Raw genomic sequence first — 14,526 nt, 5'->3', positions numbered from 1 at the left:
GTCCGACCGCGCTGCATAGCGCAGAACCAGAGCCACGGTCAGGGCCTCAACTCAATGACCGTCTTGCCGATCCGGATGGGAACGCCCGGGTCAACGGGCAGGGCCCTGGTCAGTTGGTTTTCGGCCAGATAGGTGCCGTTGGTGGAGCCCAGGTCCTCGATGAACCAGCGGCTGCCCTGCGGAAACAGCCGGGCATGGCGGCCGGAGGCGTAGTCATCCTCCAGCACGAGCGTGGCTTCCTGGGCGCGCCCCAGCAGGATGGGGCTGGCGGCCAGTTCCAGCGAGTGTCCGGCCAGCGGGCCTTCGGTGACCACCAGCCGGCGCGGAGCGGCCCGGGGCGCCGGGGCGGCCTCGGCCAGATCAGGATTCTTGCGCACTTCCCGCGCGGTGGGGCTGCCGGTACGGCTGCGCTTGCCGATCTGCAGGTCGCGCCGCAGTGCCGAGACGATGCTGATGATCATGATCCAGAGCAGGATCAGGAAACCGAACCGCAGTGCGGTGACAACAAGCTCCCCCATTAGGCCCCGCCGCCCCGTGTTGGCAGCAGGCGGAAGGTAATGCGGGTGCGGCCCATGGTGATGACGGATCCGTCCGTGAGGTCGGTCTGGCCAATGATCTTTTGGCCATTGACGTAGCTGCCGTTGGTGGAGCCAAGGTCCACGGCCAATGCGGAGCCGCCCTCGGTGCGGATCTCCAGGTGGCGGCGGGAGACTCCGGTGTCGTCGACCATGATGTCGGCCTCGGAGGAACGTCCCAGCACAATAGAGGGCGCGTTGAGCGAGTAGCGCTGGCCGTTGATTTCGAGCACGGCCTGCAGCTGGGTGGGCTGGCGCGACGGTGCCGCGGGTGTGCTGCGTTGCGCCGGGCGCTGCTGTTGGCCGTCGGACTTCACCACGCTGGCCTGGACTTCGAAATCGCCGCCCTTGAGGCCGCCGTCTTTGGCGAAGGAAACGCGGACCGGGCCTTGCAGCGTGTACTTCTGGCTGTTCACGTGGCGGATCACCACGTCGCACAGTTCTTCGGCCAGGGTTGCGCCCCATTGTTCGGCCATGGCGTAGTCCGAGTCGCCCAGCCTGACCTCGAAGACGTTCGGTGCCAAGGTGCGGCCCTGGGCAAGGGTGATGGAACCATTGTCCAGCTCCCGGCGCAGGCGGCTGGCAATCTCCACCGGCTGCACCTGGCCTTTGCCGCCCACGGAGAAGGCGCCACGGACCATCTTTTCGATGCCGCGTTCCATGCTGTCCAGAATTCCCATCGGGCCGCCTCCTCCCTGTTGTCGTCGTGCATGCCTGCCTGCACGAAGCGGACAGGGCACACCGGTCTGGCGATTCTTCCATTCGATACTACTTGGGCGTGTCCCAAAAGGCCCCATTCAGTAACGATTGCCGAAGGCGCGGCGGTGCCTCAACGTGGTGAACCTCACGTGGGGAAAGTGTGACGACGGCGGGCGCCGGCGGCGGCCCAAGCCCTCCGATCCCCGTACCCGTGCGGCAAAGTGGGGGCTGGAACCCCCGATTGGGAATTTGGGCCTGTTTCACGCTACTATTGATCTCGCTGTTCTTGAGGAATGCGAACCGGGAAAAACGGATCGACCCAACGGAACAGGCCAACTGCGCGCGAGTGGCGGAACGGCAGACGCGCTGGCTTCAGGTGCCAGTGTCCGAAAGGGCGTGGGGGTTCAAATCCCCCCTCGCGCACGCAGAGCATAGAGCCCCGGTCTTCGGATCGGGGCTCTTGCCGTTAACACCCGGGTTGGATGGGGGTTATAGGCCAAAAAAGTGTGTCTGGCTCGGGTGTGTCATGTTCTGCCTGCCCATCCTGAGCGTGCCCAGAGGCCTTCTTCCGCAACGGCCGCGGTACCGAGTACTGCCGGTCCGAGTTGCTCTTCGATTTCTCCCTTTGTTGCTGTCACCGGTTCGTAGTGTTCCGGGCGGATCAGTTTCCAGGGCGGTCCGGGGTTCTCGCTGCGTTGGTAGAGGTACCACTCGACGGCGCGTTTGCGGTGCTCTGCCGGCAGGCCGCGGTGGTTGCGCAGCAGGTGGCGGATTCCGGCGTTGACTCCGCCCTCGATGCGGTTGGTGGTGGAAGCGACCTGCAGGGCGGCCAGGTCGGGGTGCAGGTAGGTGAAGAGCACTTCCTGGCGGACGCAGCGGGCCAGCAGTTGGTAGGCGCGGCGGAGCCGGTAGTGGGTGTACCACCAGGTCTGGTTCGTTGTGGCGTGTGTGGGTGCGGGACCGGTTCCGCGGTAGGTGCGTTCGGCGAGAAGGTCTTTGTGGGCCGCGTGCCAGGCGTTCAGGGCGTTCAGCCAGGCCAGGGCCTCGTCTCGGTTCTTGATCCGGGTCAGCGCCAGGGAAAGGGCTCTTGGCTGCCGTCCCGCTTTCGTCCGTGGACGCAGCGTCAGCAGCACGCGGACGTTGCGTTGGACGTGGACCAGGCAGCGCTGGATCCTGGTTTCGGGCCAGGTCCGCTTCAGTGCTGACGCGAGGCCGGAGCCTCCGTCGACGATCACGGCGCGCGGTGCAGGAACTTTTCTAAAAGTGCAGTCCAGGCTGCGGCTTTCTCGGTATCGCACCACTGCCAGCCGATCACGTGCCCGCCGGCGATTGCGATCAGGCAGCACCAGCCGCCGGAGAGGTAGATCCCGTCGAGCTGGACCTCGTCGTGGATCGGGCCGGTGGCCGGTATCTGCGGGACCACGTTCCAGCACCACGCGATGCGGCGGCGCAGTGTCCGGCCGGTCGTGGTGCCGTCGGCTTGGGCTTGGGAATCCTTGCTCAGCAGCCAGCCCAGGAATGCGCCGAGGTCGTGCCGGCGGGCCACGTCAGGGCGCGGTCTGCGCACGGACGTGCTGGCCCGCATGCCTTGCACCGCCACCGGGTCGAGCCGGCAGTCGTTTTTCCGTTGCGTTTAAGCGTCCCGCCGCAGAGGGCACAATCATCCGGATAATCAAGCACCCTCCACGAATAAAGGATCCGGAGTATGCCGAACCGGATTTAGCCGCACCAGCACGGGGAATCAGGCGCTACCGGACACACATTAATGGCCTATAACCCTTGGAGCCGGTTCGGGGTGCCGAATCGGGGCTGTGCCGGACAGTGCAGCCGCACCTTTCTTGTTCTGGCGCGAGCGGCTAGTGTGCCAGCCATGCGCATCAAGATGACCAGCATCCACGTCACTGATCCGGAAGCCGCCTTCACCTTCTACACCGAGGTGCTCGGCTTCCAGGAGCTCATGGCGATGCCCGCATTCTCCCTGTTCATTGTCCAGTCGGCCGAGCCGGGCGAAGGGGCAGGGCTGTTGCTCGAACCCAGCGACAACCCGATCGGCGCGGCCTACCGGCAAGGGGTGTACGACGCCGGGATGGCCGCCATCGTTTTCGGCACGCCGGATGTGCAGGCCGAGTACGAGCGGCTGACCGCCGCCGGTGTGCGGTTCACCGGTCCGCCAGCCCCGGACCCCTCCGGCACGCTGGCCGCCGTTTTCGACGACGGCTTCGGCAACCTGGTCCAGTTGCACCAGGACTGACCCGTACCCGGCGGTGCACCTAGGCCTGCAGGTACTTGAGTACGGCCAGCACGCGGCGATGGTCCCCGGGCGCCGCCGCCAGCCCCAGCTTGCCGAAGATGGCCGTGATGTTCTTCTCCACCGCGCCGGCGGACAGAAAAAGGTGTTCGGCGATCGCCACGTTGGTTCGGCCCTCGGCCATCAGCTCCAGCACCTGGCCTTCACGCGGAGTAAGGGTGTCCAGCCCGCGATGTTGGCCGGAGGATCGCATCAGCTGGGCGACCACCTCGGGATCCAGCACGGTCTCCCCGTGCCGGATGCGTTCCAACGAGTCAACGAAGGAGGACACTTCGGCCACCCTGTCCTTGAGCAGGTAGCCCACGCCTGCGGGGTGGTCGGCGAACAATCGGGCGGCGTACCTGGTCTCCACGTATTGGGAGAAGACCAGGACGCCCACGTCGGGATGCGTCCGGCGAAGCTCCAGTGCCGCGCGGATGCCTTCGTCCGTGTGCGTCGGCGGCATCCGGATGTCCACGATGGCCACGTCCGGGGCCTCGGCCGCCACCGCCTCCAACAACGCGGCCGCATCGCTGACCGCCGCGGTGATTCGGTGGCCGCGGCCCGCCAGCAATTCGGCCAGGCCGGCGCGCAGGATGGCCGAGTCTTCGGCGATGGCGATCCTCACGGGCGCTCCGGATCCAACGGCAGATCGATCGTCACGGTGGTTGGACCGCCGGCAGGTGATTCGATGTGCAGCGTTCCATCCACGGCGGCAACGCGCTCGGCAAGGCCGGCCATGCCGGACCGGTGTCCGCTGGGCGCCGGCCGGGAAAGTACTGCGCCGCCGCGCCCATCGTCGCCCACCTGTAGCTGGAGGCGGTTGCCGGCGGTACGCACGCTGATCCGGATCTGCCCGGCCCGGGCATGTTTGACGGCGTTGGTTACCAATTCCATGGCGCAGAAGTACGCGGTGGCTTCCACTGCGGGTGCAGGGCGTGCGGCGATGTTGAGCACCAGCGATGTCCGCACGGGTGATTGTGCTGCCAGTGTTTCCAGGGCAGGGGCGAGGCCATCATTGAGGACTGGCGGATGGATGCCGCGGGCCAGATCGCGCAGGTCCACCAAGGCGTCCTTGGCGGTGCCGTGCGCGCTCTCCAGCAGATGCGCCACTTCCGGTGCGGTTTCCTGGCCGGACAAGCGGTCCCTGGCATCGCCCAGCTTCATGGCGATGGCCACCAGCTGAGCCTGGGTGCCATCGTGCAGGTCGCGTTCGATCCGCCGCAGCCTGGCATCGGCGTCTTCCACCGTCCGGTTGCGCGAATGTTCCACGTCCCGCAGCCGTAGGCTTGCCGCGGTGGGTCCCAGCAGGCCGGCAGCCAAGACGGCCTGCAGCCGGGCGAAGCCGTGGTTCAGCGCCGGCCACAGCAGCCAGAGGAAGACGGCGCCGATGGCCGCAAACAGCAACTGCCGGGGCGGAGTGTCGATGTAGTAGTCCATGCCCAGCTGTGCGCCCCGGTGCCAGCTGCCGTCCGCGGCCTGCTGCAGCGGCAGGTAGCGGTACCAGATCCAGTGCGTCATTGCCCCGAGGCCGGTGGCAAAAAAGGTGATACTCACGCAGAAAGCCGTCACCGAGACCACAAAGGACACCGATTGATGGGCGATGGCCCGCCAGCCGGCGGAATCAGCCAGGCCGCTGCGGATGAAACCGAAGAAGCCGGGTTTCGACCGGAACGGCACCGGCTCCGCCACGTGCTGTTGGAGAAGGGACGCCGCGAGGGACCGCTGCACGGTCCCCCAATAGCGGGCCGCCGCAATCAGGGCCGCGGCAACCACCAGGCCCACGACCGTGACGGCCAGCGACGCTCCCAGTGAGACGGTAGCCACGGCGTAGGCGAAGCCGAAGGGCGCCAGCAGCAGCGCGGCGAAGTGGTAGAGGAATTCCCGCCAGGTCTGGCGCTGGAAGAGTCCGGTCAGGAACCGGTACGGCGCGGCGCCTTCGGCCATGCGGGAGTCGTCAGGTTCCGGCAGATGGAGGGCGGCATTCGGCGCCGCAATGTTCGTCATGAGTACAGCTTGCTACCTAACCGCGGCCGCCAGAAGCAGGCGGGCCCCCGAACCTTGCGGGGGTTAACCCCCGTATGGGGCGGCGGGAGTGCATTTACCGCCGAACCTTGCGGGTCAGGCCTTCTTGCCGGCGTCCTTCACGCGCTGCTCTTCCGCGCGCACTGCGGCCAAGGAGGCGCGCTCGGCAACCAGCCACTGGGGCGGATCCTGCAGCAGTGCGGTGATCTCCGCCGTCGTCAGCGCTTCGGTGATGCCGCCGCGAGCCAGGCCGGAAATGGAGACGTTGAGCTTGCGGGCTACCTCGGGCCGCGGGTGCGGGCCGTTGCGGCGCAGGTCGGCCAGCCACTGCGGCGGATCCGTCTGCAGCTTGTTGAACTCCTCGCGCGAAATCAGGCTGTCCTGGAACTCCTGCGGGGCCGCGGGCAGGTAAATGCCCAGTTTCTTGGCGGCCGTGGCCGGTTTCATGGACTGGGACGTTTTCGCGCTCATGAGCCCAGCCTATCCGGCCTGCGCTACGGTGATGAAGTGCAGGATGCAGACCACGAGCCGAAAACGCCGGCCCCGCCCGGACTGAAGGTTGGCTACGTCCCGGGGGTGACGCCGGGGAAGTGGACGCGCCGTTGGGCGGAGCGGCTGCCGGACGTCCCGCTGACCGCTTTCCAATGCGCGCAGGACGAACAGATCGCCATCCTGCGCGACGGCCGGGCAGACCTGAGCTTTGTGCGGTTGCCGGTGGACCGCCAAGGCCTGAGCGTCATCCCGCTGTATGCCGAACTGCCGGTGGTGGTCGCGCCGAAGGAACACGAAGTTGCCCTGTACGACGACGAGGTGCCCTACCAGGAGATCGCCGGCGAGAACTTCCTGAACCCGGCGGAAATGGGCGGCGCCAAGACCGGCATCGAGGTGGTGGCCTCCGGGGCGGGGCTGATGATTCTGCCCATGTCCGTGGCCCGGCTCTACGACCGCAAGGACGTGGTCTACCGGACGGTCACTGACCAGCCCGAAACGCAGATTGGCATTGCCTGGCTGGCCGACCGGACGGACCCCGCCATCGAGGAGTTCATCGGGATTGTCCGGGGCCGCACGGCGCGCAGTTCCCGCCAGCCATCGGTGCAGGAACAGCAGGGGAACACCAAAGGCAAAAAGGCTGCCCAGAACGACGGCGGAGCCTCCGGCGCGGGGACGGGCACCAACGCGGGTAAGGGCTCCGGCGCGCGGCGCGAACACGCATCCGGCCCGGCGGCCGGCAAGCAGTCCGGCCAGGGCAAGGGCAGGCCCGGCGGGAAGCGGACGCCCAAGGGCCGCGGGCCGCGGCGCGGACGCCGGTAGCATCCGCCCGCTGCGTGCCGGGTCCACGGCTGTGTTGGCTAGGCTTCAGCTATGACCGTGAGCAGCCCTGACCATCTGGACGATACCGATCTTGCGGCCTGGCTGGTGCGCGCCGCCGGCACCCTGGCCAATGGCATGCGGTCGGGGGTGACCACCTTCGAGGAGAAGACGAGCATCTCCGACGTGGTCACCGCTGCCGATCACGCCGCGGAGAAGCTGGTGGTGGCCACGCTGCGGGAGCTCCGGCCGGACGACTCGATCCTGGGCGAGGAAGGCTCCAGCCACCAGGGAACCTCGGGCCGGACCTGGGTGATCGACCCGGTGGACGGGACCTACAACTTCCTCACCGGCGGCCACTACTGGTGCTCGGCGCTGGCTTTGACCGACGACGACGGATCCCGGCTGGGGGCGGTCTACCACCCCGCCGAGGACGTGCTGTGGATCGGCGGCCGGGACCTGCCCACGGCGCGGAACGGCCTGCCGGTGGGGGAAATCGCCAGCGCACCCTTGTCGGCCAGTTGCGCGGCGGCGTACCTGCACCACACGTACCTGCGGGACGAGGCCGCGGGCGAACCCTACTTGCGCACGCTGCTGGGTTCGGCCACCTACCGCAGCTGGGGGTCGGCCTCCTGCGAGCTCGCCGCTACCGCCGCCGGGCTCTTCGGGGTCTGGTACCAGCAGGGGCTGCCGGACTGGGACTGGCTGCCAGGCCAAGCGCTGGTGGAAGCGGCGGGCGGGACCACCGCCGTCGTGGACGTCGGTGGCTACCGCTGGTCGGTGGCGGGCGGCCGGCAGCAGGTGGCCGAGGTGGTCAGCCTGTTGCAGGGGTGACCGCCTCGGGATTCCGCGCCGGCCGGCGTGGCATAGTGGGGCTGTGGAAAAGACCTACGAAACCCTCCAGCTGGAATGCCTCGGCGAATTGGCCACCATTGTGATCAACCGCCCCGGCTCGCTCAACGCGCTGAACACGCAGGTGGTGGCCGACCTGGCGCAGTTCGTCGCCGACATCCGGTCGCCTGAAGGCCAAGAAGTCCGCAGCATCCTGATCACCGGTGCCGGCGAGAAAGCGTTCGCCGCCGGCGCCGACATCCGCGAACTGGCGTCGATGGGGCCCGACGAAGCAGAGGCGCACAGCGCGGCCATGCAGGACCTGACCCGCGTTCTCGAGACCCTGGATCTGCCCGTGATCGCGTGCGTCAACGGGTTCGCATTGGGCGGGGGCCTGGAACTGGCGCTGGCCTGCGACTTCATCTACGCCACGCAGAACGCAAAGTTCGGCCTGCCGGAAGTCGGGCTAGGCCTCATTCCCGGTTTCGGCGGCACCGTGCGGCTGCCGCAGCGGGTCGGCCCCGGGAGGGCGAAGGAACTGATCTACACCGGTCGCAGCATCGGCGCCGCAGAGGCGCTGCGGATCGGTCTGGCCAACGCCGTCTTCGCCACCAAGGACGACATGCTGGACGCCGCGGCCGCTACCTGCCGGGAGATTTCCGCGAAGTCCCCGGCCGCCGTCGCCAATGCCAAGCGGACGGTTGATGCGGCCCTCGGCCTTCCCACCGGCGAGGGACTTCGGCTGGAGCGCCGCGCCTTCGGGCAGGCCTTCACCACCCTGGATTCGCGGATCGGCCGGGAGGCCTTCCTGGACAAGGTGGCGCCCGCCTTTACCGGGCATTAAAGGCGGGCGCGTGCTGGCCAATCAGCTACGTATCGGTCAGCGGGCGGCGCGGTGCCAGGCCGGATCGTACTGGGTGGCGAGCCGTGCCAGGGTCAGTGCTGCCAGCATCAGGCCGAAGTCGCGCAGTGCCACGTCGTAGAACCCCGACAGCGTCAACAAGTTGATGATGATGCCCGCCAGCCAGAGGGCCACAACGTAGGCGGCGTAGCGGGGCTTGATCCAGACCAAAATGCCGGCGGCGATCTCGACGACGCCGACAATCAGCATGGCGGTGTGCGCGCTGAAGGGGAGCAGGTTGACAACCCACGGCGCCAGATATTGTTCCCAGTTGGTGAGCAGGTTGAAGAACTTGTCCAGCCCCATCAGAATCGGCAGGACGGTGAATCCCAGCCTGAGCATCCAGAAAGCAGCATAGGCAGGCTCGGTCCGGACCCGCTGCAGCGTTGGAGTGGTGGTAGCCATCGGAACCTCCGGTAAATTCTAAAAACCGAATAAGTATTTTTAGAATCCTCCGAACGCCACGGAAAGTCAATGGGTGCCTGGCTGTCCGCCGCTAATGCTCCGGACGCCACGCTTCCGTCTGGGTCAGCCGCTTGATGACGGCGGGGCCGCCGATGTCGGACAGGACGGAACGCTCGCCGACAATCACCAGCAGGCTGCGTGCGCGGGAGGCCCCTACATAGAGCATCTCGCGGGCCCGCTCCGGATCGGCGAACCCGTTGACTGCCAGCACCACCACGGAACGTTCCAGTCCTTTGAAACCAAGCACGTTTCCGTAGAACACATCGTTGTCGTCGAAGAAGGCGTCCCAGTATCCTCGCCAGCCCAGCGCATCCACGTCCTGCTGCTGGACCGGGTGCTTTCGCTTGGTGGTCAGCAGGGCCACCTGCTGCGGGGCCCAGCCCTCCCGCTCAATCAGCTGATTGACGGCATCGTCCGCCCGCTCAATCACGGATCCGGCCGGTGCCTCCACCAACCGGATCCGGGGGCCGGAGAGGCCCCGGGGAATTGCCAGTTCGGTGGACAGTGCGCCGGACAGCGCAGCGATTTGCTTGGTATTCCTCAGGTTCTCATTCAGTACGTAGGGTGGCGCCTCGATCGGCGGCCGTCCCTCGCGGCCGAAGATCCGCTGGTCCTCGTCCATGAAGACATACAACCCACCGGCGGCGGGATCCTTGAGGCACACCAATACGGACTCCCACCAGAGCGCACCGAAGTCCTGGCCTTCATCGACCACGATGGCGTCGAAGAGCTCCGCGGCCGGCTGGTTCTTAGCCAGACGTTTGAGCGTCCGGGGCAGGTAATGCTCGTAGTACTGGTTGGTCAGCAGCCGGGGATCCAGCGGATGGTGCGCGCCCCAGCGCACCGGCAGGTCGTGGAACATGCCCACGTGGGCCGGCCGGTCGGCCGGCTTCCAGCCAGCGGTTTCCGTCTCGAAGTAGCGGGCCAGGCCGCGGCTGTAGCAGAGCAGCGCCACCCGCTTTCCGGCGCGGGCCAGACGGCGGGCCTGTTCCAACGCCAGCCACGTCTTGCCTGTCCCCGCGCCGCCAATGATCCGTGCCCGCGGCTGGTTTTTCAGGACATCAAGGATCGCCGCCTGGTCGCGGGTCATCTGCTCGGCGCGGCCTTCGTGCTCCGCTGCCGCGGAGAGGGCACCGGTGCCGGGCAGTGGGCGGGTCAGTTGCGCCAGAATGCGTTCGGCGATGACCGGCGTGGTGTCGCCGTCGCCGTCGCCGCAGAAGTTGATCGCTTCTCGGACTGCATCGTCCGGATACTTCAGGTCCTGGCTGCCGATCACCATCGCGCGCCTCAGACCGGGGATGTCCCAGTGCCGGGGTACGGACGTGTAGGGAAAAGCCAGCAAATGCGCGAAACGGACCTGCCGGCCGAGTCCCAGTTGGGCGCCGAGATAGCGCTGGAGCATGTGCCGGCCGTCCTGGACCTGGACCAGCGGATCTTTGATGCGGTGCTGCTGGCCGTTGCTGGCCTGGTACCACTGCCCCGCCTCGTAGCTGACATGGCCGCCCTTGACTTCGATCGCTGCGATACCGACGCCGGGCCAAATGACGAGCAGGTCGATCTCCCGCTCGGTGCCGTTCTCGATGATGTTGACGGAGTGCAGCAGCGCGGCGGACGGCGGCAGCGTACGCACCAGTGACTCCCAGACTTCCCGTTCGGCATGCCGGTCCCGGCCGAACTCAGGCTGTTCCGGAAAACAGCGCGGCATACCTCCCCCTCACATCAACGCAGTGGCTTACCACACAGACTACCTAATGCAAGTCGCCGGTCCGCCTGCGCCCGGCACCAGTGGGATTTCGGCGGCGGCCGGCGTCGAATGCTCAGCAAACGTGGCAATTCGTTGCCGTGCCAGCGGCCGTTCTGTAGCGTTAAGCCAAGTGGCAGCTGATGAAAGCGGTGCACGCGGCGCCGTTCCTCAGCGGATTGAGGATGATCATGGCAACTGTAGATGAAACCGTTGAGATCGCCCGGCCCGCCCAGACGGTCTACGCCGAGTGGCTGCGCTTCGAGTCCTTTCCCTCGTTCATGCACGGCGTGAAGTCCGTGATCCGGACATCCGACACCACCCACCATTGGGTCACGAAAGTGGGCGGCGCGCAGCGCGAATTCGACACCACTGTGACCGAGGAAGTGCCCGGGCAGCGGATTGTCTGGAGCGGCGAAGGCGGCGTCAGGCACGGCGGGACGGTGACCTTCGGAGCGGTCGACGCCGACAACACGTCCATGCACGTCCATATCGACTGGCAGCCGGGTTCGCTGCTGGAGAAGGCAGGGTCCACTCTGGGCTCGGACCACCGGGAAGTGCGCAACGAGCTGTGGCGCTTTAAGGAATTCGTGGAATCCGGCGGATCCGAAACCCATGACCTGGGCGACAAGAACTTCTACGGCGGGACCTTTGCGGGCGGCTTCCCGCCGAAGCAATCGTCGCAGCCAGACATCCCCCGCAACGAGGACACCTACGCGTACAGGCGCGACCCCGACCTGAGCGAGGCGGAGCGCCGGAGACTGCACGGCAGGAAACAGGGCCAGGCCCGGGAAGGCCACGACGAACCGCGCGAGTGGGCCGACGATCCGATGCTGGATGACCCCGCGCTGCGCGAACCGCGGGCCACGGACGACAGCCCCGGTTCAGGCAGCTAGCGCTTCCGTCACGCGGCCCGGAAGCCGGAAGTCGGCTGCCGAGGTCAGCGGTCAGGAACGCGCGCTGATCCCGTCGATCGAGTCCGCGGCCCGCTGCGCCAACTCCTCGGACAGCGGCGCACTCTTGGCGGACTTCGCGGCATCTGCCTGGCCTTCGGGGCTCAGGACGTAGTGCCCGAAGGCCTTGACCAGGTCCACCTTGCTCTGGTCCTCATAGGTGGTGCAGTAGATGTGGTAAGACACCAGCATCAGGGGGTAGGCACCGGCCGCGGTGGTCGCCCGGTCCAATTCCAATGCCAGATCGTGCGCCGGCCTGCCCTGGACCTGCTTGGCCTGGTCGAGCGCCGTGGCGGCTGCTTCGGCGCTGACCGGCACAAAGCCATCGCCCACTTTGAGGCTGACCTTGCCCAGCGGAGCACCGACGGCGGAATCGTCGGCGTAGGTTACGGCGCCTTTGGTCCCGGCCACCATGCTGACGACGCCGGTGGTCCCCTGGGCGTTTTCGCCGGCGAATTCTGCGGGCCACGTGTCGCTCGGCTCTGGCGTCCACGTATCGGGCACGACGGCATGAAGATACTCGGTGAAGGTCTCCGTGGTGCCGGAGTCCTCCGAGCGGTTCACCGGAGTGACCGGCAGATCGGGCAGCTTAACGCCCGGGTTGTGCTGTGCGATGGCCGGGTCGTCCCAGGATTTGATCTCTCCTTGGAAGATTTTTGAGATGGTCTCGGCGTCCAAATTCAACTCGGTGATGCCCGGTAGGTTGAACGCGACGGCGATCGGTGAAATGTACGCCGGAACGTCGAATGCGCCGTCCGGGCCGCAGATCTTCCGCGACCGTTCCAGCTCCTCGTCATCCAAGTACGCATCCGACCCTGCAAAATCGACAGCGCCGGCCAAGAAAGCGGTGCGGCCGGCACCGGAGCCGTCGGGCGAATACTGCACCTGCGCGTCGCTGTGGAGCAGACCGAAGCCGGCCACCCATGCGTCCATGGCGGCATTCTGGGAAGATGCTCCGGCTCCGGTCAGTGTGCCGGAAAGCGAGGAGCCCTGCTCCGCGGCGGATTCTTGCGCCGGACCCAGTGGGTAATCGGAACCGCAGGCGGCCAAGGACAAGGATATGAGTGCGGCGGTCCCTAGGGCGGCCGCGCGGTGTTTCAGCTCAGGCATCCGGACCAGCGTACCGGTGCGATGGCGCGAACCCAAGGCGCTACCCTCCCGCCAGGTCCTTGACGACTGGGCCTTCCAGCACCTTTCCGTCGGCGCTGAAGCGGGACCCGTGCAAACGGCCGGTCCGAACTGGCTTCGGACCGGCAGCGGCATCCAGCCAGAGCGAATGCATGGATGATGTCCTTTCGGCCCGTACTACACACCACACCCTGTGCCTGCTGGCGCGTCAAGACCGAAACTGCACAGGACACCTGACAGGATGGAAGCAATGACGGCCGGCGGAAGGCGGAGGGCATGAAAACTGCGGTGCTGATGATCGATTTGCAGAACGCGTACTTCGAGGACCCTGCATTGGCCAGCCGGCAGGAAACCGTGGTCGAAGCCGCAAATCTCCTGATCAGGACCGCGACGGCGGCGCAGGTGCCAGTGCTGCTTGTCTACACGCAACACCTCAGGGACCGCTCTACCTGGACCCTGAGCATGCTCGACGATGACCAAGGGTTTCTGTTCGAGGGGTCCGAGCAGGCAGAATTCTTGCCGGGCCTGCAGACAGAGCGCCTGGAACGCATTGTCAAGACCCGCGACAGCGCGTTCTTCGGGACCAATCTGGCGGAGCGGCTGCGTGAGGCCGGCGTGGAACGCCTGGTACTGGCCGGCGTCGCCACCCACAACTGCGTTGCGCAGACGGCAGCCGATGCGTTCGCCCACAACTTCCGCGTGGTCTACGCCAAGGACGTCATTGCCTCGACGAATGAAGAATATGCCGGCTCCATGATGCAGATACTCAGCGACGAGTACCGCCAACCCGTTTTGGGACGGGGCGCGATAGCAGAGCTGCTGGCCGGAGCCCGCGAACGCTAACCTGCCCGCTTAATCCTGCCCGCCTAGTCCTCTGAGAGCAGGTGGCACCAGGAGTCCGTCAGCGTCTCCAGGCAGGTTTCGCGGTCCACAAACCAGCCGGTGCTGATCCACCGCTGCGACAGGTACTCGAGTTGGCCGAAGGCGAGCACGCACCGGATTTTGCGGCTGGACGGGTCAAACCGATCGGCCCGGTCCAATCCGGACGTCATGTCCGCGGCCACATCGCGGAACCAGTCCTCCAGGGTACTGGCCACCTCGGGTTCAATCGGGGCCGCCTGATAGACCGCATGCAGGTACGGTCGGGTGGCTTCCCACTGGTCAAATTTCCGGTTAAGCCAGGTCCGGACCAGGTCGCGCTTGCCCAGTTCCACCACTGTTGACAGCGACGGGTCATCCACGCTGGTCAGGATGGCGTCCACGGTCTTGACGACCTCGCCCATCAGTTGCGCCTTCGACGCGAAGTGCAGGTAGAAGGTGGTCCTGGTGGTGCCGGCCCCGGCCGCGATGTCGTCGATGGTTGTGGCCGCATAGCCCTTGGACTCGAAGAGTTCCAGACCGGTATCCAAGAGGAGTTGCCTGGTTTGCTGTTTCTGGACTTCGCGCAGTGTTGCCATGCGTCACAGGATAGTCGTTGGCGGTGCCGTCTCTTGACAGCGCGAATGTTACGGCGCGGACAGCGGCTCCGCCGAACGCCTGCTGCGCCCGGCGCGATGCGGATCTACGCCCCTGGCACCTGCAAACGACGCGGCGCACTTTTACTTGACAGCGTG

General features: G+C 66.5%; 15 protein-coding genes, 1 tRNA gene and 1 pseudogene. 7 read left to right on the top strand and 10 right to left on the bottom strand.

Annotated elements, in window-relative coordinates; genetic code table 11:
• Positions 1 to 38: 38 nt before the first annotated feature.
• Both MNQ99_RS00850 and MNQ99_RS00845 read right to left on the bottom strand, forming a co-directional pair.
• Positions 39 to 518 (bottom strand): FHA domain-containing protein FhaB/FipA, encoded by a 480-nt coding sequence (locus tag MNQ99_RS00850; protein WP_127513184.1) that lies wholly within the window; start codon positions 516 to 518, stop codon positions 39 to 41.
• A complete protein-coding gene (locus tag MNQ99_RS00845) occupies positions 518 to 1,255 on the bottom strand; it encodes an FhaA domain-containing protein (RefSeq protein WP_127513183.1) in 738 nt (245 codons plus the stop codon). The genes MNQ99_RS00850 and MNQ99_RS00845 overlap by 1 nt, the downstream gene beginning before the upstream one ends.
• A gap of 359 nt (positions 1,256 to 1,614) precedes the next feature.
• Here MNQ99_RS00845 and MNQ99_RS00840 point away from each other — a divergent pair.
• Positions 1,615 to 1,697, top strand: a tRNA-Leu gene (locus tag MNQ99_RS00840).
• A 101-nt stretch (positions 1,698 to 1,798) separates the two neighbouring features.
• Here the strand turns inward: MNQ99_RS00840 and MNQ99_RS19120 are convergent.
• A pseudogene (locus MNQ99_RS19120) lies at positions 1,799 to 2,981 on the bottom strand (IS1249 family transposase).
• A gap of 163 nt (positions 2,982 to 3,144) precedes the next feature.
• Here MNQ99_RS19120 and MNQ99_RS00825 point away from each other — a divergent pair.
• Positions 3,145 to 3,525: a VOC family protein gene (locus MNQ99_RS00825; RefSeq protein ID WP_127513182.1), complete on the top strand. Its 381-nt coding sequence runs from the start codon at positions 3,145 to 3,147 to the stop codon at positions 3,523 to 3,525.
• Between the two features lie 19 nt (positions 3,526 to 3,544).
• Here MNQ99_RS00825 and MNQ99_RS00820 read toward each other — a convergent pair whose 3' ends face one another.
• The 3 genes from MNQ99_RS00820 to MNQ99_RS00810 all read right to left on the bottom strand — a co-directional run bounded on the left by MNQ99_RS00820 (position 3,545) and on the right by MNQ99_RS00810 (position 6,057).
• Entirely contained in the window at positions 3,545 to 4,189 is a 645-nt protein-coding gene (locus tag MNQ99_RS00820; protein WP_127513181.1) for a response regulator transcription factor, read from the bottom strand.
• A complete protein-coding gene (locus MNQ99_RS00815; protein WP_241914090.1) occupies positions 4,186 to 5,568 on the bottom strand; it encodes a sensor histidine kinase in 1,383 nt (460 codons plus the stop codon). Before MNQ99_RS00815 ends, MNQ99_RS00820 begins: the two co-directional genes overlap by 4 nt.
• 114 nt (positions 5,569 to 5,682) lie before the next feature.
• Complete coding sequence (locus MNQ99_RS00810; RefSeq protein WP_127513180.1) at positions 5,683 to 6,057, bottom strand: DUF5997 family protein; 375 nt, start codon at positions 6,055 to 6,057, stop codon at positions 5,683 to 5,685.
• A gap of 36 nt (positions 6,058 to 6,093) precedes the next feature.
• On the opposite strand from MNQ99_RS00810, the gene MNQ99_RS00805 reads away from it, so the two are divergent.
• The 3 genes from MNQ99_RS00805 to MNQ99_RS00795 are packed head-to-tail and all read left to right on the top strand — an operon-like array spanning position 6,094 to position 8,569.
• Positions 6,094 to 6,897, top strand: coding sequence for a LysR family substrate-binding domain-containing protein (locus MNQ99_RS00805; RefSeq protein WP_241914089.1), 804 nt, complete (start codon positions 6,094 to 6,096; stop codon positions 6,895 to 6,897).
• Positions 6,898 to 6,948: 51 nt separating this feature from the next.
• A complete protein-coding gene (locus MNQ99_RS00800; protein WP_241914088.1) occupies positions 6,949 to 7,728 on the top strand; it encodes an inositol monophosphatase family protein in 780 nt (259 codons plus the stop codon).
• Positions 7,729 to 7,771: 43 nt separating this feature from the next.
• A complete protein-coding gene (locus MNQ99_RS00795; RefSeq protein WP_241914087.1) occupies positions 7,772 to 8,569 on the top strand; it encodes an enoyl-CoA hydratase/isomerase family protein in 798 nt (265 codons plus the stop codon).
• 36 nt (positions 8,570 to 8,605) lie between these two features.
• Here the strand turns inward: MNQ99_RS00795 and MNQ99_RS00790 are convergent, their stop codons facing one another.
• Both MNQ99_RS00790 and MNQ99_RS00785 read right to left on the bottom strand, forming a co-directional pair.
• Entirely contained in the window at positions 8,606 to 9,031 is a 426-nt protein-coding gene (locus MNQ99_RS00790) for a hypothetical protein (protein ID WP_241914086.1), read from the bottom strand.
• Between the two features lie 91 nt (positions 9,032 to 9,122).
• Complete coding sequence (locus MNQ99_RS00785; protein ID WP_241914085.1) at positions 9,123 to 10,796, bottom strand: nuclease-related domain-containing DEAD/DEAH box helicase; 1,674 nt, start codon at positions 10,794 to 10,796, stop codon at positions 9,123 to 9,125.
• A 227-nt stretch (positions 10,797 to 11,023) separates the two neighbouring features.
• Here MNQ99_RS00785 and MNQ99_RS00780 point away from each other — a divergent pair, with 227 nt between their 5' ends.
• The gene (locus MNQ99_RS00780) at positions 11,024 to 11,728 is read left to right on the top strand and encodes an SRPBCC family protein (protein WP_241914084.1); all 705 of its coding nucleotides are present in this window, start codon (positions 11,024 to 11,026) and stop codon (positions 11,726 to 11,728) included.
• A gap of 51 nt (positions 11,729 to 11,779) precedes the next feature.
• On the opposite strand, the gene pstS is transcribed toward MNQ99_RS00780, so the two are convergent.
• On the bottom strand, positions 11,780 to 12,895 hold the full coding sequence (gene pstS, locus MNQ99_RS00775; RefSeq protein ID WP_241914083.1) for a phosphate ABC transporter substrate-binding protein PstS: 1,116 nt from the start codon (positions 12,893 to 12,895) through the stop codon (positions 11,780 to 11,782).
• A gap of 294 nt (positions 12,896 to 13,189) precedes the next feature.
• Here pstS and MNQ99_RS00770 point away from each other — a divergent pair, with 294 nt between their 5' ends.
• The gene (locus tag MNQ99_RS00770) at positions 13,190 to 13,756 is read left to right on the top strand and encodes a cysteine hydrolase family protein (protein WP_241914082.1); all 567 of its coding nucleotides are present in this window, start codon (positions 13,190 to 13,192) and stop codon (positions 13,754 to 13,756) included.
• Between the two features lie 23 nt (positions 13,757 to 13,779).
• Here the strand turns inward: MNQ99_RS00770 and MNQ99_RS00765 are convergent, their stop codons facing one another.
• The gene (locus tag MNQ99_RS00765) at positions 13,780 to 14,370 is read right to left on the bottom strand and encodes a TetR/AcrR family transcriptional regulator (RefSeq protein WP_127513171.1); all 591 of its coding nucleotides are present in this window, start codon (positions 14,368 to 14,370) and stop codon (positions 13,780 to 13,782) included.
• Positions 14,371 to 14,526: the final 156 nt, after the last annotated feature.

Source organism: Arthrobacter sulfonylureivorans (assembly GCF_022637435.1).
Lineage (GTDB): Bacteria > Actinomycetota > Actinomycetes > Actinomycetales > Micrococcaceae > Crystallibacter > Crystallibacter sulfonylureivorans.
The sequence above is the reverse complement of the archived record's forward strand: the minus strand, read 5'-3'. Positions and strand labels throughout refer to the sequence as shown.